The sequence below is a fragment of the Actinomadura keratinilytica genome (assembly GCF_039539665.1).
Classification (GTDB): Bacteria; Actinomycetota; Actinomycetes; order Streptosporangiales; family Streptosporangiaceae; genus Spirillospora; species Spirillospora keratinilytica.
On sequence record NZ_BAABDO010000003.1, the window covers coordinates 43,537 to 61,131 of the forward strand.

19 protein-coding genes and 1 pseudogene are annotated in these 17,595 nt (G+C 70.0%); 12 read left to right on the forward strand and 8 right to left on the reverse strand.

From position 1 onward, the window contains the following. Positions 1 to 111: 111 nt before the first annotated feature. The 3 genes from ABD879_RS01685 to ABD879_RS01695 are packed head-to-tail and all read right to left on the reverse strand — an operon-like array spanning position 112 to position 2,665. Positions 112 to 615, reverse strand: coding sequence for a flavin reductase family protein (locus ABD879_RS01685; protein WP_345016675.1), 504 nt, complete (start codon positions 613 to 615; stop codon positions 112 to 114). Further along, positions 612 to 1,073, reverse strand: a complete 462-nt coding sequence (locus tag ABD879_RS01690; RefSeq protein WP_345016677.1) for an ester cyclase — start codon at positions 1,071 to 1,073, stop codon at positions 612 to 614. Before ABD879_RS01690 ends, ABD879_RS01685 begins: the two co-directional genes overlap by 4 nt. After that, a complete protein-coding gene (locus ABD879_RS01695) occupies positions 1,070 to 2,665 on the reverse strand; it encodes a BCCT family transporter (protein ID WP_345016679.1) in 1,596 nt (531 codons plus the stop codon). Before ABD879_RS01695 ends, ABD879_RS01690 begins: the two co-directional genes overlap by 4 nt. Before the next feature lie 167 nt (positions 2,666 to 2,832). Between ABD879_RS01695 and ABD879_RS01700 the strand changes: the two genes are divergently transcribed. Genes ABD879_RS01700 through ABD879_RS01725 form a run of 6 tightly spaced genes read left to right on the forward strand, consistent with a single transcriptional unit; the run spans position 2,833 to position 8,073 of the window. Beyond that, on the forward strand, positions 2,833 to 3,552 hold the full coding sequence (locus tag ABD879_RS01700; RefSeq protein ID WP_345016681.1) for a GntR family transcriptional regulator: 720 nt from the start codon (positions 2,833 to 2,835) through the stop codon (positions 3,550 to 3,552). Further along, a complete protein-coding gene (locus tag ABD879_RS01705; RefSeq protein WP_345016683.1) occupies positions 3,552 to 4,688 on the forward strand; it encodes an LLM class flavin-dependent oxidoreductase in 1,137 nt (378 codons plus the stop codon). The genes ABD879_RS01700 and ABD879_RS01705 overlap by 1 nt, the downstream gene beginning before the upstream one ends. After that, positions 4,685 to 5,284 (forward strand): amino acid synthesis family protein, encoded by a 600-nt coding sequence (locus ABD879_RS01710; RefSeq protein WP_345016685.1) that lies wholly within the window; start codon positions 4,685 to 4,687, stop codon positions 5,282 to 5,284. Before ABD879_RS01705 ends, ABD879_RS01710 begins: the two co-directional genes overlap by 4 nt. Then, positions 5,281 to 5,832: an amino acid synthesis family protein gene (locus ABD879_RS01715; RefSeq protein ID WP_345016687.1), complete on the forward strand. Its 552-nt coding sequence runs from the start codon at positions 5,281 to 5,283 to the stop codon at positions 5,830 to 5,832. The genes ABD879_RS01710 and ABD879_RS01715 overlap by 4 nt, the downstream gene beginning before the upstream one ends. Next, positions 5,829 to 6,608, forward strand: coding sequence for an alpha/beta fold hydrolase (locus tag ABD879_RS01720; RefSeq protein ID WP_345016689.1), 780 nt, complete (start codon positions 5,829 to 5,831; stop codon positions 6,606 to 6,608). Before ABD879_RS01715 ends, ABD879_RS01720 begins: the two co-directional genes overlap by 4 nt. Then, positions 6,580 to 8,073, forward strand: coding sequence for an aldehyde dehydrogenase (locus ABD879_RS01725; RefSeq protein ID WP_345016691.1), 1,494 nt, complete (start codon positions 6,580 to 6,582; stop codon positions 8,071 to 8,073). Before ABD879_RS01720 ends, ABD879_RS01725 begins: the two co-directional genes overlap by 29 nt. Positions 8,074 to 8,149: 76 nt before the next feature. Here ABD879_RS01725 and ABD879_RS32875 read toward each other — a convergent pair whose 3' ends face one another. The 3 genes from ABD879_RS32875 to ABD879_RS01735 form a co-directional block, all read right to left on the reverse strand. After that, positions 8,150 to 8,254, reverse strand: a complete 105-nt coding sequence (locus tag ABD879_RS32875; protein WP_425549612.1) for a DUF397 domain-containing protein — start codon at positions 8,252 to 8,254, stop codon at positions 8,150 to 8,152. Positions 8,255 to 8,384: 130 nt separating this feature from the next. After that, positions 8,385 to 8,801, reverse strand: a complete 417-nt coding sequence (locus ABD879_RS01730; RefSeq protein ID WP_345016693.1) for an ATP-binding protein — start codon at positions 8,799 to 8,801, stop codon at positions 8,385 to 8,387. Then, positions 8,795 to 9,016, reverse strand: a complete 222-nt coding sequence (locus ABD879_RS01735) for a hypothetical protein (protein ID WP_345016695.1) — start codon at positions 9,014 to 9,016, stop codon at positions 8,795 to 8,797. Before ABD879_RS01735 ends, ABD879_RS01730 begins: the two co-directional genes overlap by 7 nt. 306 nt (positions 9,017 to 9,322) lie before the next feature. On the opposite strand from ABD879_RS01735, the gene ABD879_RS01740 reads away from it, so the two are divergent. From ABD879_RS01740 to ABD879_RS01755, 4 genes are all read left to right on the forward strand, one after another. Continuing rightward, entirely contained in the window at positions 9,323 to 10,153 is an 831-nt protein-coding gene (locus ABD879_RS01740) for a helix-turn-helix domain-containing protein (protein WP_285497533.1), read from the forward strand. Positions 10,154 to 10,163: 10 nt separating this feature from the next. Beyond that, positions 10,164 to 10,397, forward strand: a complete 234-nt coding sequence (locus tag ABD879_RS01745) for a DUF397 domain-containing protein (protein ID WP_425549610.1) — start codon at positions 10,164 to 10,166, stop codon at positions 10,395 to 10,397. A 239-nt stretch (positions 10,398 to 10,636) separates the two neighbouring features. Then, positions 10,637 to 10,813 (forward strand): ATP-binding protein, encoded by a 177-nt coding sequence (locus ABD879_RS01750; RefSeq protein WP_345016697.1) that lies wholly within the window; start codon positions 10,637 to 10,639, stop codon positions 10,811 to 10,813. Beyond that, positions 10,810 to 11,406, forward strand: coding sequence for a hypothetical protein (locus ABD879_RS01755; protein ID WP_345016698.1), 597 nt, complete (start codon positions 10,810 to 10,812; stop codon positions 11,404 to 11,406). The genes ABD879_RS01750 and ABD879_RS01755 overlap by 4 nt, the downstream gene beginning before the upstream one ends. Before the next feature lie 225 nt (positions 11,407 to 11,631). On the opposite strand, the gene ABD879_RS01760 is transcribed toward ABD879_RS01755, so the two are convergent. Beyond that, positions 11,632 to 12,558 (reverse strand): exonuclease domain-containing protein, encoded by a 927-nt coding sequence (locus ABD879_RS01760; RefSeq protein ID WP_345016700.1) that lies wholly within the window; start codon positions 12,556 to 12,558, stop codon positions 11,632 to 11,634. A 141-nt stretch (positions 12,559 to 12,699) separates the two neighbouring features. Here ABD879_RS01760 and ABD879_RS01765 point away from each other — a divergent pair, with 141 nt between their 5' ends. Both ABD879_RS01765 and ABD879_RS01770 read left to right on the forward strand, forming a co-directional pair. After that, positions 12,700 to 14,796 carry an N-6 DNA methylase gene (locus ABD879_RS01765; protein ID WP_345016701.1) on the forward strand — a complete coding sequence of 699 codons (2,097 nt, stop codon included), beginning with the start codon at positions 12,700 to 12,702 and terminating at the stop codon, positions 14,794 to 14,796. Between the two features lie 32 nt (positions 14,797 to 14,828). Then, positions 14,829 to 15,848: pseudogene (locus tag ABD879_RS01770) on the forward strand (type I restriction-modification system subunit M); the annotation flags it as partial. A gap of 72 nt (positions 15,849 to 15,920) precedes the next feature. Here the strand turns inward: ABD879_RS01770 and ABD879_RS01775 are convergent. Beyond that, positions 15,921 to 17,588, reverse strand: a complete 1,668-nt coding sequence (locus tag ABD879_RS01775; RefSeq protein ID WP_345016702.1) for a GmrSD restriction endonuclease domain-containing protein — start codon at positions 17,586 to 17,588, stop codon at positions 15,921 to 15,923. Between the last annotated feature and the right edge of the window lie 7 nt (positions 17,589 to 17,595).

Here is a 17,595-nt window from a genome sequence, read left to right on the forward strand (position 1 = left end):
CGGACGACGCCACCGACCGGGCCGCGCAACGCGAATCCGCCAAGGCACGGCACTCGCCTCCGCCGGGGGTCGCTCGGCGGAGGCGAGGGAGCGGGCGGGCGGGCTCGCGGGTCAGGCGAGTTCGTGGAGAAGCCCGCCGTCGTAGAAGCGGCCCGCGCTGTAGACCATGGGCGGACGGTCGGAGTACCCGGCCTCGACCACCCTGCCGATGAAGGCGGTGTGCGTGCTGGCCTGGAGCCGTTCGGTGATCTCCGCTTCCAGGTGGGCGCTGACCCCGTCGAGGACCGGGGCGCCCGTCGCGCCCGGGTGCCATGCCACGCCGGCGAACTTGTCGGGGTCCTTGGTGGCGAACTTGCGCACCAGGGCCTGCTGATCGCGGCTGAGGATGTTGACGGCGAAGTACTGCTCGGCGAACAGCGACGGGTAGGTCGAGGACGTCTTCTGCACGCAGACCAGGATCAGCGGCGGGTCCAGCGAGATGCTGGCGAAGGCGTTGACCGCCAGGCCGCGGGGGACGCCCTCGTGGCAGGTGGTGACGATGGTGACCCCGGAGACGAACCTCCGGTGCACGTTGCGGATCAGCTCCTGGTCGACGGCGGTGAGCACCGCGTTCACACCTCCTCCATGGTCCGTGCGCCGGCCGGGGTTCCCGCGCCGACGGTGATGATGCCGAGCGCCTCCAGCAGTTCCCGGGGATCCCAGGTGACGTGCTCGGTGACGATGAGACCGTCCACCACTCGCGCGAAGGTCGCGCCGGACACCGCCACCGTCCGGCCGGTGGGCGGCACGCCGAGCATCGACCCGGTGTGCGTGCCGCCGCTGTGCCATCGGACGGCCAGTCTGCCGGGCTCCCCCACGATGTCGTCGATGACCGTGGTCAGGTCGGGGAAGGCGCGGCGGCAGGCGGTGATGGACGCCTTGAGCTCCTCCCGGGTCTGCCCGTCCGGCGACGTCCGGCCGTAGCGGCGGTAGTCGGGGGCGAGCAGATCGTCCAGCGCCGCCACCTCCCCCAGGTCCCAGGCCGCGTGCCAGATGTCGCGGACCTTGCGCTTCAGCTCGTCTCCGGTGGTCACGACCGCGCTCCCTTCTCCACCGTCTCGGTCACCAGAACCGGTTCCGCCCGCGGCGCCGGCACGGCGGGCACCTGCGGCGCGATGGCGGCCGGATCGTCCTTGATGTCCTTCCACAGCGACACCAGCAGCCCGCCGATGATGAGGATGAACGGCGCCGAGGAGACGATGACCGTCTGCTGCAGCGCCTCCAGCCCGCCCGCCAGCAGCAGGATGACCGCGAGCGCCCCGGTGACCGCACCCCAGACGACCAGTACCGGGCGGCGGGGGCGCAGGCTGCCGCGCGAGGTCAGCATGCCGAGCACGAAGGTGTTGGCGTCCGCCCCGGAGATGAAGAACAGCACCGCGAGCAGGACGACGACCGCCGAGGTGAGGGCGGGCAGCGGGAACGCCTCGAGCAGGGTGAAGAACGCGCTGTTGATGTCGGCGGCGGTGGCCTCGGCGACGTTGCCGCCGTGCCGCATGTCGAGCTCGATCGCCGAACCGCCGAACACCGCGAACCAGGCGAAGAACGCCAGGCTGGGCACGCCGAGCACGGCCAGCACGAACTGCCGGACCGTCCGGCCCCGGGAGATGCGGGCCAGGAAGACGCCGACGAAGGCGCCCCAGGCGATCCACCACGCCATCATGAAGTAGGTCCAGCCCTGCATCCAGGCCAGGTCGCCGAACGTCGGCCCGCGCAGGCTCATCGCCAGAAAGTCGTTGACGTAGCGGCCGACGGACTCCAGGAACAGGTTGATGACGAAGGCCGTGGCCCCGGTGAACAGCACGAAGAGGAACAGCGCCACGGCCAGCACGAGGTTGGACTCGCTGAGGAACCGGATGCCGCGGCCCACGCCCGACACCGCCGACGCGGTGAACAGCACCGTGGTGACGACGATGATGACGATCTGGGTCGCCGTCCCGGACGGGGTGCCCAGCAGCCGGCCCAGCCCGTTGTCGATCTGCAGGGCGCCGAGCCCCAGCGAGGTGGTGGTGCCGAACAGCGTCGCGAAGACGGCGAAGATGTCGATGGACTTGCCGACGGGGCCGTTGACCCGGTCGCCCAGCAGCGGTGTGAACAGCGAGCTGACCAGCCCGCCGCGCCGCTTGCGGTACGTCGAGTAGGCGATGGCCAGCCCGAACACCGCGAAGATGGCCCAGGCGTGCACGCCCCAGTCGTAGTAGGAGTACTGCAGCGCCACCACGGCCGCTTCGGGGGTGCCCGGCCCGGCGAGCTGGTGCGGCGGGGTCCCGAAGTGGGAGATCGGCTCGGCGACGCCGTACGACACCAGCCCGATGCCCATGACGGCGGACAGGATCATGGCGAGCCAGGAGTGGGTGCGGAACTCGGGGCGCTCGTCGTCGGCGCCCAGCCGGATGCGGCCGTACCTGCTGAAGGCCAGGATCAGCAGCGCCACCAGCAGTACCAGCGGCACGGTCAGGTAGAGCCAGCCGAAGTTGCGGGTGATGGCGTTCAGCGCCGCGCTCATGGCGTCCATCTGCGTGTCGGGGGCGGCCACACCCCACCCGACGAAGACGGCGGAGACCGCCAGCGAGATCCAGAACACCGCGCCCGGTCTGCCGTGCGGCGCGGTGTCCGTCCGTGGCTGCATAGAGGCTCCCTTCCTCGCAGCTTGTATGGCAGACGACCGTAGGCCGGGGTGTGACGTAGGTCAATACTCTCGCCACATTTCCTTGTTGATCGGGCTCACCAGCGGTGTTGGAGGGAAATCGGATCGTCCATTGACGTCCGACGGGGACGATGGTTAGCGTCTCTGCCATGCAAGAACCCACCGCGAGTTCAAACTCCGGCGGAGGCGCCGGCGGCGTCCGGGCGCGGGTCCTGGCGGAGCTGCGGGACGCCATCATCCGCGGCGACCATCCGCCGGGCGCCCCGCTGTCGGAGGTGACGCTGGCCGAGACCTACGGGACCAGCCGCACCCCGATCCGCGAGGCGCTCAAGCAGCTCCAGGTCGAGGGGCTGGTGGAGATCCGGTCCCGGGTCGGCACCTTCGTGCGCCGGCCGTCCCGGCGGGAGGTCGTCGAGCTGTTCCAGCTCAAGGAGATGCTGGAGGGCCTGGGGGCCCGGCTGCTGGCGCGCCGCGGACAGGTGCCGGAGCTGGACAAGCTGCGGCGGAACGTGGCCGAGTCCGAGCTCGCGGTGGCGCGCGGCGACGCCGACGAGTACGCGCGGCTGGTGCACGACTTCCACGGCGTCATCGTCCAGGGCGCCGACAACACCCGGCTGCAGAACCACTACCGGCTGCTGATGAACCAGCTGGCATACCACCGGCTCGTCGTCAGCACCCTGCGCCACCCGGGACGGCTCGGCGCATCGCTGCACGAGCACCGGATCATCCTGGAGCGCATCTGCGAGAAGGACGGGTTCGGCGCCGAGATGGCGATGCGCGACCACGTCCGGGCCAGCGAACGGGAGGTCATGGCGGACCCTGTGCTCGGTGCGTCCGGCACCTCCGCGGAGAACGGAAAGGAGCCTTGATGCGATTCTCGATCTTCCATGCCCTCGGCGCCCCCGGCAGGGTGGACGCCTACGACCGGGCGATGCGGGAGGCCAGGGAGTTCGCCCAGGCCGCCGACCGGGCCGGCTTCTGGTCGATCTGGTACACCGAGCACCACTTCGGCCACGAGGGCTTCGAGATCACCCCGAACCCGGTGCTGATGGGCGTCGACATCGCCGCCCGCACCGAACGCATCCGCATCGGCCAGGCCGCCAACATCATCACGTTCTGGCACCCGCTGCGGCTCGCCGAGGACCTGGCCATGCTCGACCAGCTGTCCGGCGGCCGGGTCGAGGTCGGCATCGGCCGCGGCCTGTACGGCCGGGAGGCGCTCAACCTCAACGCCGCCGCCGACCCCCGCGACCAGGAGCGCAACCGCGCCCTGTTCGAGGAGACCCTGGATGTCATGGTCAAGGCGTGGTCGGGCGACTTCTTCGACCACAAGGGCCAGTTCTACGAGTTCCCCGCGCCAGGGGTGCGGTGGAACCACCCGATGTCACCGGCGACCGACGACTTCACCGCCGACGGTGTCATCACCAAGATGGCGGTGGTGCCGCGCACACTGCAGCGGCCGCACCCGCCGCTGTGGCAGGTCATCGACACCCCGCGGTCCATCAAGTGGGCGGCGAGCCGGCAGATCCAGGGGCTGTTCTGGCTGCCGCCGGTGTCGGCCCTCAAGGAGCGCTTCGAGCTGTACCGGGCCACCGCCAGCGCGGCGTCCGGCCGCGAGTACGCCCTCGGCGAGGGCATCGGCCTGGTCCGCGACGTCTACGTCGCCGACACCATGGAGCAGGCGCGCGCCGAGTTCGAGGAGGCCCTGCTCACCTCCTACCGGTGGATCACGCACTGGCGCGGCCTGGGCAACCTGATGGAGGCCGGCGAGGAGCTGACCGACGAGCACAAGCTGTCCTTCGACTTCCTGCACCCCCGCAACCTGCTCGTCGGCACCCCCGAGTACGTCGCCGAGAAGATCCACGAGCTGCGCAGCGAGCTGAACCTGGAGCACCTGCTGCTGTGGACGACCCACCCCGGGCTCAAGCACGAGCACGCCATGCGCAGCCTCGAACTGTTCGCCGAGAAGGTCATGCCGCAGTTCACCTCGGGTTCGCCGGCATGACGGCGCCACCGGTCCGCAAGTTCGTCACCACCACCGACGAGATCCTCATCGAGGTGGGCCGGCCGGTGCGCGTCCCGGTGCGCCGGGTCGCCGCCGCCGCGGTCGTCGCCAACCCGTGGGCCGGACGCGGTGTGCTGCCCGACCTCGCCGCCGAGGCCGCCGCGCTGGCACCGGTGCTGGCGGCCGAGCTGACCCGCCGGCTGACCGGCGCGCTCGGCGGCCCGGAACGGGTCGAGTCCTTCGGCAAGGGCGCCATCGTGGGACTGGACGGCGAGATCGAGCACGGCGCCGCCCTCATCCACACGCCCTACTTCGGCAACATCTTCCGCGAACTGGTCGACGGCACCTCGATCATCGCGTTCGCCGACGACCGCGCCCCGGCCGGGGCCTCGCTGGCGGTCCCGGTGTGGCACAAGACCGAAAACGCCACCCGCTCGCACTACCAGACCGTTCAGGTGCGCGTCCCCGACGCGCCCCGGCCCGGCGAGATCGTGGTCGTCGCCGCGGCGGCCGCCGGACCGCGCCCCAACGCGCGCATCGGCGACCGCCGCACCGACCCCCGGGTCACCCTCAAGGATGTGGAGTACGCACGTTGAACGTCCGCAAGATCGTCACCACGGTGGAAGAGGTCCTGACCGAGGGCGGCGAACCGGTCTCGCCGGCCGCCCGGGTCGCCGTGGTGCTGGCCGTCATCGACAACCCGTGGGCCGGGCAGGGCTTCGTGCGCGACCTCGCGCCGGTCATCGACGACGTCGCGCCCCGTCTCGGCGAGCTGCTCGCGCCGCGCGTCGTCGAGGCGCTCGGCGCGCCGGTCGAGGCGTACGGCAAGGCGGCCATCGTGGGGCTGGACGGCGAGATCGAGCACGGCTCCGCGCTCATCCACACGCTGAAGTTCGGCGACCACTTCCGCAAGGCGGCCGACGCCACCACGCTGCTGCCGGCCGTGGAGAAGCGCGCCGGCGCCGGGACCGTGTTCGACATCCCGCTCAAGCACGTCACCGACGCCACGACCAGGTCGCACCACCAGACGGTCGAGGCGCGGGTGCCGGACGCCCCGCGCGCCGGCGAAATCGTCATCGGGCTGGCGGCCGCCGCGCAGGGCCGTCCGCAGGCCCGACTGGCCCCGCTGTCCACGGAACAATGATCGCGGCCAAGCGGACCGGGATCGGCACCGACGTCGTGCTCCTGCACGGCGTCGGGTTGGATCGTGCCATGTGGCGGCGGTGCGTGCCCGCGCTCGCCGCCCGGCACCGCGTCACCCTGCTGGACCTGCCCGGTCACGGCGGGTCGGCGCCGGTCCCGCCCGGTACCGACCTGCCCGGCCTGGCCGCCGCCGTCGCCGGAGCGCTGCCCGGCCCGTCGCACGTCGTCGGGTTCTCCCTGGGCGCCCTCGTCGCCCAGGAACTGGCGCTGCGCTCCCCCGCGTCGGTGCGGTCGCTGACGCTGGTCAGCGCCGTGGCCGACCGGACGCCCGAGCAGGCCGCGGCGGTCCGGGCCCGGCTGGAGCTGACCCGCCGCGACCCCGCCGCCACCGCCCGCGCCGCCGTGGACCGCTGGTTCGACGACGCCTGGCGGAAGGCCGAACCGGAGCTGGCCGAGGAAATCCTGCAGACGTTGCTGGCCACCGACCGGGACTCCTACGCGCGCTGCTACGAGATCTTCTGCACCGCCGACCGGGACCTGTGGCCGAGGCTGGGCGGCATCACCGCGCCCACCCTGGCCGTCACCGGGTCCGACGATCCGGGCTCCACCCCGGAGATGAGCCGGAAGATCGCCGCAGCCGTCCCCGGCGCCCGCGCGGTCGTCGTCCCGGGCGTCCGGCACCTGCTGCCGCTGCAGGCCCCCGGCGAACTGGCCGCCCTCATCCTCGAACACACAAGGAGCGTCGACGGTGAACGTCCGAGCCCTCACGCGTCATGACCACTACATCGCCGGCGAGTGGGTCCCGCCCGCGGACGGCGAGTACTTCCCCAGCGTCAACCCCGCCACCGGGCAGCCCTGGTACGAGGCGGCCCGCGGCGGCGCCGCCGACGTCGACCGGGCGGTGCGCGCCGCCCGCGCCGCGTTCGAGGCGCCGTCCTGGCGGGACCTCACCCAGACCCGGCGCGGCCGGCTGCTGCGCCGGCTCGGCGACCTCATCGCCGAGAACGCCGACCACCTGGCCCGGCAGGAGACCCTCGACAACGGCAAGCTGCTGCGCGAGATGCGCGCCCAGCTCACCGCGCTGCCGGAGTACTACTTCTACTACGCCGGCCTGGCCGACAAGATCCACGGCGACGTCATCCCGTCCAACCAGCGCGCCATCCTCAACTACACGCTGCGCGAGCCCGTCGGCGTCGTCGGCGCGATCACGCCGTGGAACTCCCCGCTGCTGCTGACCACGACCAAGCTGGCGCCGGCCCTGGTCAGCGGGAACACGATCGTCATCAAGCCGTCCGAGCACACCTCGGCGTCCCTGCTGGCCCTGGTGCCGCTGTTCGAGGAGGCCGGGTTCCCGCCCGGCGTGGTCAACGTGGTCACCGGCGACGGCCCGGGCGCCGGCGTCCCGCTGGTGGAGCACCCGCTGGTCGCCAAGGTCAGCTTCACCGGCAGCAGCGCCACGGGCGCCGCCATCGCCCGCAGCTGCGCGGGCCGGTTCGTCAAGACCACCCTGGAGCTCGGCGGCAAGTCGCCCAACATCGTGTTCCCCGACGCCGACCTGGAGAGCGCGTCCATGGGCATCGTCGCCGGGATCTTCGCCGCGGCGGGCCAGACCTGCGTGGCCGGCAGCCGCGTCTTCGTGCACCGCGACGTCTACGACGAGGTGCTCAAGCGGGTCGCCGACCGGGCCGCGACCATCCGGATCGGCGACCCCCTCGATCCGGAGACCGAGCTGGGGCCGCTGGCCACCGCCGGGCAGCTCGCCAAGGTGGAGGAGTACGTGCGGATCGGGCAGCAGGACGGCGGCACCGTCCTGTACGGGGGCCGCCGCCCCGACGTGCCCGGCGGCGGCTTCTTCTTCGAGCCGACCGTCTTCGTCGACACCCGCAACGACATGCGCATCTGCCGGGAGGAGATCTTCGGCCCGGTGGTGACGGTGATGCCGTTCGCCACCGAGGACGAGGTCGTCGGCCTGGCCAACGACACCGACTTCGGCCTGGCCGCCGGGGTGTGGACGCGCGACTTGGCCCGCGCCCACCGCATGGCCCAGCGGCTCGACGCGGGCACCGTCTGGGTCAACACCTACCGCGCCATGTCGCCGATGTCCCCCCGCGAAGGCTTCGGCGCCAGCGGCATGGGCGTCGAGCACGGCACCGAAGCGATCAAGGAGTACACCCGCCTCAAGAGCGTCTGGATCAACACCAGCGAAGAACCGACCGCCGACCCCTTCGTCCTCCGCTCCTAACCCCACATCAGGTGCGCCCGTCCGCCCCGGGCGGGCGCACCCCACCACCAACGCCCCGCCGACCCGTCGGCCGCAATCACGCTCCCGTCGCGTCCCGGAGGACCGACGAGAAAGCGGCCCACTGCGACCGGCTCAACTCAAGCACGGGGCCACCGGGCGCCTTGGAATCACGAATACCGATCCGCTGTCAGCGGCCCCGGCTATCCGGACGCCTTCGCGTTCGGTGCCCTCCTCGACTACCTACAACAGATCGACGGGGGCACCGCGAACGCTCAGGCCCGGTCAGTCACTTCTCCTCGTTCTTGATGGGGTCACCCCTTCGCCTCGAACCAGACCGTGACCCTTCGCCGTTCGTCGTCGCCAACCCTGACGCCCCAGGCGTGGGCCAGCTCGTTCACCAGCAGAAGGCCGCGGCCGGACTCACCCCACTCGTCGCTGTGGCTCATCTGGGGCAGTGTTTCGGAGTCGCCGTCGTCCTGGATCTCCACCCGTGCAAGGTCGGGTGTCCACAGCACGGTCACCCGCACCCCGCCATCCTTCCGGCCGCTTGCGCTGTGCCGGGCGGCGTTGGTGGCGATCTCCACTGTCATGAGGTCGATGTCATCGAGGTCGAATGCGCCGCCCTCGGTGTCGAGCGCCTCGCGGACGAACCGGCGCACCTCCCGCACGTCCACCCCCGCAGTGCCGCCTACGTGGCCGGTCACCATGTGCCCCCACTCGATCACCACCGCACCGCCGCGATCTGGTGCGCGGCCCGCATCGTGCCGTCGGCGTCGGCGCAGTAACCCCCGTCCCACAGGTACGACCACCGTCCCCGGCCGTCCTGCAGCCCGAGCACCGGCATCCGCCGACCCGTCCGCGGCAGCGGCACGAACAGCAGCCCTTCCCCGGTGGCGGGTGCGAGCAGGGACGAACCGCGCCCCAGGCCACGCAGGTCGATCATGAGTTCGGTAAGCACCCTCAGCCGCTCACCGGTCAGTCCGCCTCGCCCGTGCCGCCACATGCCTCCGGCCGGATCGGATGGAGAGCGATTCGGTACATTGCTCACAGGTTCGACTCCTTCCAGTCGAGCTGAGGCCCTGGGACGCGGTGGTGCTGGCACCGGCCCGGGGCCGTTTGCGTTTCGGCTGCGCACGCCCAGCGACAGTGGCAGACTGTAACTTGCCGATCGCACTTCGCATCGGAAAATTACAGATGCAAACTACTGATCACAAGGCTGGTGTCCATGGTCACGAGGAGCGCCCCCACCGTGAAGCGCCGCCGCCTGGCCGGTGAGCTGCGCAAACACCGAGAGGCAGCAGGTCTCACCCTCGAAGAGGTAGCCGAAAGGCTGGAATGGTCTACCGCTAAGGTCAGCCGCATCGAGAACGCTCGTGTCAGCGTCCTTCCGCGCGACGTCAAGCACCTGCTCAACGTGTACGGCGTCGAAGGGGAGGCGCGTGAGGTCCTGCTCGTGCTGGCCCGCGAAGCCAGGCAGAAGGGCTGGTGGCACAGCTACGGGGAAGTCATTCCCACGTGGTTCGAGGTCTATGTCGGGCTGGAGTCCGAAGCCGTGGCCATAGACCAATACGACTCGGAACATGTCCCCGGCCTGCTCCAAACCGCCGACTACGCCCGCGCGATCTTCCAGGCGTTCCTTCTCGATGACGAAGACGAGATCAATAAGCTCGTCGAGGTCCGCATGGCGCGCACCGAACGCCTCACGGCCCCTACCGCGCCCAAATGCTGGGTCGTACTCAATGAAGCCGTCATCCGCCGTCAGGTCGGGGGCGCCCAGGTCATGCGGGCTCAGCTGGCTCACCTATCCGACGTGGCGAAGCTGCCGAACGTCACCCTCCAGGTACTCCCGTTCGGAGCCGGGGCGCATCCCGCGATGAGCGGGTCCTTCTCCATCCTCGGCTTTCCGGAGCCGTCCGATTCCAAGGTGGTCTACATGGAGATGCAGACAGGCGGCCTCTATCTGGAGAAGCCACACGAGATCGAGCGATATACGCTGGCATTCGACCACTTGCGCGCGGCGGCCCTGTGCCCCAGCGACTCCCAGGCGCTCATCGCCCGCGCAGCCGACGAGATGTCGTAACCACCTGGCATTGGAAGGCAAGGAGGAGCGGGAGAACATGCGATTCCCGGACGCTTCCCGCGCCACGTGGCGCAAGAGCTCCAGAAGCAACGGCGCCGGTGGTAACTGCGTCGAGGTCGCCAACCTCGCGGCCGGCATCGGAGTGCGCGACAGCAAGGCCCCCGACTCCGGTCATCTCATCTTCAGTCCGCAGGCATGGGCCGCCTTTCTGGCCCGAGCCCGAGCCGGGCGACACGACCTGTAGCAGGAGCGGACACCCCTAATCAGGGAAGCTCAACAGCAGCAGCGGCGGACGATCCCCCGCGCTGGAGCAGGCGCGGGCCGTCCGCCGGTTCGTGGCCTGCCTGCTGGCGGGCTGCCCAGTCCTTGACGACGTGATCCTCGCCGTGGACGAGATCGTGGTGAACGCGCTCCGCCACACCAAGTCCGGGCAGTGCGGGGGCTCGTTCACCGTCGAGGTCCTGTCCACGAGACCGCATCGCGGTGTCCGTCTCCGACCAGGGCGGCCCCGGCGAGCCGACCGCGCGGGACGCCGGCGAGCTCGACGAGACCGGCCGCGGCCTGCGCACCGTGGCGCTCACCGCCACCAGCTGGGGCTGGCACGGCAACGACCAGGGCCGCACCGTGACGGCCGTCTTCACCAGAGGGCTCCCGGCATGACCGCCGCACAGCACGCCCTCCATGAATGGGTACAGCAGCGCGTGCACGCCTGCGTCTCCACCGCTCTGCGCGCCGACCCCGACGCCATCAACGCGGCCGTCACCCATCTCGTCGGGCACCTGGCCCCGCACAGCCGACACCTCCTGCGCAACGCACGCCCCCTGGTGCTGGGCTGCGCAACCGCGCTGATCGCCGTCCTGGAGGCCCACCGCCCGCAGACCGACCCGTCCGGCCGCCAGGTCTGCCGGGCCTACCGCACCCCCGAGTGCCCGACCCTTCACCGCGTCGCCCAGGTGATGGCCGTCCACGGCTCCCGCCCCATCGTCGTCGACCGCGCGGAAGCCTGGCGGAGGGCCGACGCCTGCCTGTCCCGGGACCGCCACCCGGTCCCCATCGAGATCCGCGAGTTCGAGTACGGATACGTGGCGTGGCCCGCCCACGGCCCGGACGCGAACGGCTTTCTCCTCGTCATCGACCGCCACACCGGCGCCCTGACCCGCTGGCCCCGACTCCCCCTGGAGACCCTGGCACTCCAGTACCGGGCCTACCTCGCCGCCCACTCCCCCACCAGAGACCACCCTCCGCAGAAGTGAGCTTCTTCCAACCGGCGTCCGGCCGAAACGGGCGATATACGCTGGCAACGGAAGACAAGGAGGTGCGGGAGAACATGCGATTCCCGGACGCTTCCCGTGCCACGTGGCGCCATCGGGCGTCGATCGTGTCGGACTCGGCGCGCGCTTCCTGACGGAGCAGTGGACCGCCGCCTGCAATGGCGTCGGCGCGAACAGGTCCGGTCACGACATGTTGATCTTCGCCCTTCACCCCTCGGCGGCGGAGAGGCGCTCCAGGAACTGCCCCGCGTCGATGATCTCTATGTCGCAGCCCTGCTCCCGGTATTCCTGGGCCTTGGCGAGCTTGCCGGTCATCGTGGCGCCGGGGGCGAGCCAGCTGGGATCGACTTCGCCCACCACGAGCAGATCGACGGCCTTGCTAATGTTGACGACGGGCTTTGCGCCGAGTGCTGCGAGCCGCTCGCTTGCCTGGCGCTTGGTCATCCCCGGGCTTCCGGTGAAGCAGACGGTCAGGCCGTAGAACGGGTTGTCCGGGTCGGCGTTGGGATCGGCCTCCGGAAACGGTGCACGCCGCCAGCTCCCCCGGTGGCGGCACCCCGTGCGCTGTCCTGCCCGGAACTCCCCCATCTGGATCTTGTAGGCGTCCAGCAGTTCCTCCAGCGTGGGCGCCCCGTGCCGGTACTGCGCGGCGAGCACGATCTGTGCCGCCGCGCGGGCGTCGGACAGCACGTTGTGGTGGTCCAGGTCGATACCGAGGTGGTCGGCGACGACCGGCAGCTTGTAGGACAGCAACTCCGGCCACACCTGACGCGCGAGCACCGCACTGCATGCGAACCGCAGATCGGGGATGTCAATACCGCTCACCTCGCAGGCTCTGGCGAGGAACCGGGTGTCGGCCGGTGCGTAGTGCGCGACGAACGGATCGCCGTCGGCGAACGCCATGATCTGTTTCAACGTCGGCTCCCACCCCGGGGCGTCGGCGACGTCGGCGGCGGTGATGCCGTGGATTCCCACGTTCCACGGGTCGAAGTAGTCGTACCCCTGCGGCGGCCGGATCAGCGATGACCACTCGCCGATGATTTTTCCGTCCGCCACGCGGACGAGCCCAACGGCGCACACGCTGCCGGGGAACGCGTTCGCCGTCTCGAAGTCGATCGCCACCCAACCGGTCATCCATCACTCCTCGCGTGGACCTCAGCGAAAGCAGGACACATAAGACCATGAACTGAAAGCACAGTCAAACGGTTCACTTGGCCGGGGGGAGTGTGTACAGTAGGGCCCACTCCCGCCAGAGCAGCTCCCACAGGAAGCCCGATGCCGCAGCAGACCGAGCAACTCACCGCCGCCGAGATCTCCCGGCTCGCCGGGGTCACCCGCGCGACGGTCAGCAACTGGCGCCGCCGCCACGCGGACTTCCCGCGCCCGAGTGGCGGCACCGAGAGCAGCCCCACCTATGACCGCGCCGAGGTCGAAGCGTGGCTGGCGGCGCGCGGACAGCTGCCCGAGCCCTCCGCCAAGGACGAACTCGCGACCGAGCTGCGCAATCGGCAGGCGGGCACGCCGCTCAACGCGCTGTATCCGATCGTGATCGCGCTGTCCCGCATGGCGCCGGAGGCGGTCGGCGAGCTGGCCGAGCTGCCCGACGCCGCACTCTTCCATGAGCTGGACAAGGTCGCCGAGCCGTTCGCCGAAGCGGTGCCGACGGTCGCCGAATTTGAGTTCGGCCCGGATGACGCGGCGCTGTTGCGGAAGGTCGTGACGTGTGTCCGCGAGGAAGGCGCCCTGCCCACGGTCGAACTGATCGGCGGACGGCTCGCACCGGACACGACGGTCCGGGGCTCGTACGCCACCCCGCAGCCCGTGATCGAGCTGATGACCGATCTACTGCCGGACGGCGTCCCGCCACAGGTGCTGGACCCGGCGTGCGGCGCAGGCGGGCTCCTGGCCGCGGCCGCACAGCGCGGAGCAACCCGCCTCTTCGGTCAGGACGTCGTGGCCGAACGGGCGGACCTGGCCGCGGCCCGGCTCGGCGTCCTCGCCCCGGACGCCGCCACGACGATCCGGACCGGCGACAGCCTGCGCGACGACGCCTTCCCGGGGCTCGCCGTCGACGCCGTGTTGTGCAACCCGCCCTTCGCCGACCGGTCATGGGGCCACGACGAGCTCTCCTACGACCCGCGATGGGTCTACGGTCTCCCGCCGAAGCTGGAATCGGAACTGGCGTGGGTGCAGCACTGCCTCGCGCACCTGAAGCCGGACGGCATCGCGGTGATGCTGATGCCGCCCGGAGTGGCCGAGCGTCCCTCCGGGCGGCGCATCCGGGCGGAACTGGCGCGCAACGGCGCAATACGAGCCGTCATCTCACTGGCGCCCGGTGCGGCTCCCCCATTCAACGTGGGGTTGCACCTGTGGGTGCTGCGGCGCCCGGACCCGGCTCGCCCGGCGGCAGACCCCGTCCTGTTCGTGGACGCTTCGCAAGCGGACGGCTGGGACGCCGTACGGGCCGCGGTGCTTGACGCATGGCGTTCGTTCGCCGCCGCCCCGGACGACTTCGAGCCGGTACCGGGGGTCGCCCGGACCGTGCCCGTGCTCGACCTGATGCGCGCAGAGATGGATCTGACCCCCGTCCGGCATGTCCGCGCGGTGGCACCGGTCGTCACGCCCGGCGACTTCGCGGCGACGGTGAACCGGCGGCGCGCGGAGCTGCGCCGAGCCGCGGAAGCCCTGCTCGCGAGCGACGACACGGACTGGCCCCCGGCCGGAGACGAACCGGTGACGTGGCGGACGGTGACCGTCGGAGACCTGCTGCGCGGCAACGCCCTGGCGATGGAACGCGCGGTCACCGGGTCGCAGAAGACGGGCGAGCCCGCGGACGGCAGCGGAGCGCGGGTGATGTCGGCACAGGACGTCACGAACGGCGGCGCCCCGTCCAAGAACCAGGCCGACTACAACTTCCTGTCGCCGGTCCTCCTGGAGGAAGGGGACGTCCTGCTTCCGGAGACCATCGGCGGCGGGGTGCGCGCCCGCGTCGTCGGCCCGGAGGAGGCCGGAAGCATGCTCGGCCCGCACGTGCTGTTGTTCCGTCCGGACCCGTCACGGCTGGACCCCTGGTTCCTCGCCGGGTTCCTGTCGGCCGAAGAGAACGTGCACGGAGCCGCGACCGGAACATCGATCATTCGCATCCAACCCCGCAGGTTGCGCGTCCCACTCATGCCACTGGACGAACAACGCGCGTACGGGAGGGCTTTCAAACGAATCGCCGCGCTGAGGCGAGCGGCCGAGATCGCGGGCCGCCTGGCCGAGGAGACCGCACGCGAGCTGACCACCGGCCTCACCGCCGGAGCGCTCGCCCCGCCGGGTCATGACCCTGGCAAACCCCGCGCGCACGCCCCCGCGAAGCGCAAGCATTGACTCACCCGCCCCACGGAACCGGAAGGAACCCGTTGGACACCGCCAAGTTCTCGGAGCTGACCAACCGAGCCTGGTCCGTCGCGGACCTGCTGCGCGGCGACTACAAACAGTCCGAGTACGGCAAGGTCATCTTGCCGTTCACCGTGCTGCGACGCTTGGAGTGCGTCCTTGAGCCGACCCGCGAGCAAGTCAGAGAGACCTACGAGCAGCGCAGGAACCAGGACATTGACCTGGAACGCTTCCTCCGCAGGGCTTCGGGCCACCGGTTCTACAACACCAGCAAGTACACGCTGAAGCAGATCGCCGGCGACCCGTCGCAGTGCGCCAAGCACCTGCAGGCCTACATCGGAGCGTTCTCCCCCAACGCCCGCGAGGTGCTGGAGAAGTACGAGTTCGCCCAGCAGATCAAGAAGCTTGACGGCGCGAACCTGCTCTACCTGGTCGTCGGACGCTTCGCAGACCTGGACCTGCGGCCGGAGGTGGTGGACAACCACCTGATGGGCTACGTCTTTGAAGACTTGATCCGGAAGTTCGCCGAAGCGTCCAACGAGACGGCCGGTGAGCACTTCACCCCGCGCGAGGTCATCAAGCTGATGGTGAACTTCCTGCTGGCACCCGATCATGATGTCCTGTCGCAGCCGGGCACCGTCCGCGAGATCCTGGACCCGGCCTGCGGGACGGGCGGGATGCTCAGCATTGCCGAAGAGTACATCCGCGAGCACAACAAGTTCGCGAACGTGAAGGTGTACGGGCAGGAGCTCAACCCCGAGTCCTGGGCGATCTGCCGCTCCGACCTGATGATCAAAGATCAGGACCCGGACAACATCGTCCATGGCAATTCGTTCACCAACGACGGCCACAAGGGCATGACCTTCCACTACATGCTCGCCAACCCGCCGTTCGGAGTGGATTGGAAGAAGTACAAGAGCGAGGTCGAGTGGGAGCACGAGAATTTGGGGTTCAACGGCCGCTTCGGCGCCGGGCTCCCCCGCTCTTCCGACGGTTCGCTCCTGTTCCTCCAGCACATGATCTCGAAGATGCGGCCGGTGGACCGGGACGGCTGCCGCATCGCCATCGTCTTCAACGGCTCGCCGCTGTTCACCGGCGCGGAGGCGCGGCCCGAGCTACTCGGTGTCGATGTCGGTTTCGCCTTCGGCCGTGTCGGCGGAAAGACCGAACCTCGCCATGAAGTTTCGCTCGCGCTCGGCGAGCGCGGCCCGGCGTTCGGCGATGAAGCCTTCGTCGTCCCCCTGGGCGAGCTTGGCCCACGCCTCCTCAGGTATGCCATGGCTGGCCAGCACTGCGCCGCGCAGGTGCTCGGGGAGCTGGAGCAGCGTGTTCCGCAGCGAGATGCGCGGCCTGGTCGGCATGATCAGCCGGTTGGCCGGGCTGGACGCGGCGGCCAGCCCGGCTTTGATCACCACATGCCGGTAAGCCGATGTGGCCCCCCGCGCCAGGATGTCCACGGGGTTGACCTTCTCCCCGTCCGCCGTCAGCCGTTCGGGGAACTCCTGCAGCTCCCAGATGATGAACGCCCGTACACGGGCACTGCGCAGGTCGAAGCGGTCGGGGAAAGGGCGGGCGCGCTCCTCATCCGGAGTGACCGATTCCGCCCCGTGGGCGAACCTTCTCATCTGCTGGATGGCCTGCTTGATCTGGGTCGAGTTGGCTCCCGCGAAGTGCCCCGACCACGACGTGACCCAGAACCACCGCGCGAGTTCCTCCATCTGGTGCCGATCCGGCTCGGGGCAGTGATGGAAGAAGGTGGTGAGCAGCATCAACTGCGCGTCGTAGGGGATCAGACGGGCGAGCGGTACGCCGACGTTCTCACTGCGCAGGAACTCGACGGCGCGTTCCAGCGCCTCTTCGGTATCGTCGACGGCCTGCTGAAGCTTGTGCTGGACGCGCTTGGCGAGCACGTCCCAGCGTGCCTCCTGCACGTTGTCCTCGCCGGTGACCGCGAGGACGGCCCGGAACACCGCGTCGGAGGAGACCTCGCCGAATCCGGTATCGGCGATCTGCTCCACCATTCCGTCCAGCCTGTCCGCGAGGGTCTGCTGGCCTTTCTCTCGGTAGGTGAGCGCCGACACCATCTGGGCGGGGCGCATCGCCTGGCCGGTGCTGTTGACACGCGAGAACACCTCGACCGCATCGGAGAGTTCCCCACCCACCAACCGGACCACGGCGATCTTGTACTGCCTGATGCGTTGCGCGACCAGTTCCGCCTCATTGATCAACCGGTCGATATCCATGTTCGGTGTTGCGCGTTCCTCCAGGTCGCGCGCAAAGGCGAGAAAGTCGCGGGTGCGCAGAACCGACCGCAGCGGCAGGTAGTACGGCGGCGGCGGCTCGGCCTGCTTCCAGTGCCGGTACCGGCTGGGCCCTTCCTCGGCGCCGGTGCCGAGGACCCTGAAGGGCCACCACATCCAGTCCTTCTGCGCTGTGGTGCGCCTGGCGTCCGCCGGACGGCGCAAGGTCGCGTAAAGCGTGGACAGGCGCTGGTGGCCGTCGAGCACGTAGGCCACGGCCCTGCCAGGGCTAGGCTCCGGCACCGGAAGATCGCCGATGCGGTCCAGGGAGGCCAGCTCCTCGGAGGTCTCCCAGAACAGCAGACTCCCGATCGGGTATCCGCGTTCGATGCTGTCGAACAGGTCCAAGATCTGCTCGGGGCGCCAGACGAACGGCCGCTGGAACCTGGGCACCCTGAGCTCACCGTCGGCGAGGGGGCCGAGGACCTGCTCCATGAGCAGGACCTCCGGCTTGACATCGATCTTGTACTCGTCGGCGGCCATGCTTCAT